This window comes from Mycobacterium sp. 852002-51163_SCH5372311, from assembly GCF_001667115.1.
Classification (GTDB): Bacteria; Actinomycetota; Actinomycetes; order Mycobacteriales; family Mycobacteriaceae; genus Mycobacterium.
This window is the reverse complement of sequence record NZ_LZIJ01000047.1, coordinates 1-740: the sequence shown is the minus strand read 5'-3', so window position 1 is coordinate 740 and position 740 is coordinate 1. Positions and strand designations below refer to the sequence as shown.

Below are 740 nucleotides of genomic sequence, written 5' to 3'. Positions count from 1 at the left end.
GCCACCGAAGGCGACGTATTGGTCAACGTTACCGCCGACGGCGTAGACCTCAATGTCATCTGGGCCGAGGTTGCAGCGGTTATAAAGGCCTGGAACGCCGAACGGTCGGCACTGACGAGCTTGCTCACATTCAACACCACAGACACCGCTTCGGCCATTCCTCAAAGCCGTAGTGTGGATAGCTTCGAGGAAAGTTCTGAGTTCGGTGAGCCGGAGTCTATGCGGCCACCCAGCGACTACCACCTCATGGGCTACACCTTCAAGGACTACGACAAGGCAAGCCGCTGGACGTGGAAATTCTTGCGGGACAGCACCGCTGAGCAAGTCCGCGCAATCGCCAACTACGCACTGGAGGCCGACAACCGTCTGACAACCGGCACCATCCTGCAGCGGCTGTTTGACCCAACGCAGATAGCAAACGAGTGGTCGCACCCGGTGTATGGCCTGTACAACGGTGACACCATGGTTCCACCGGCCTATCTCGGCAAGCAGTTTGCGGCGGCACACCAGCACTACCTCGTTTCCGGTAGCGCCACCATTGATTCCGGAGACCTCGAAACTGCCGTTCGCCATGTGACCGAGCACGGTTTCGGCACTGAATCAAACTCACGGCTGTTGGCGCTGATGAACCCGGCACAGGCGGAAGTGGTGTCAACCTTCAAAGCTGGCGAAGAAAACGCCAGCGGCATTATTGCCAAACACGACTACATTCCGTCCGCTGGCGCTCCGGCCTACTTGCA

At 58.5% G+C, this 740-nt stretch carries 1 pseudogene; it reads left to right on the top strand.

The features are described 5' to 3' along the window. Nucleotides 1–219 precede the first annotated feature (219 nt). Nucleotides 220–740, top strand: a pseudogene (locus A5791_RS26670) (hypothetical protein); the annotation flags it as partial.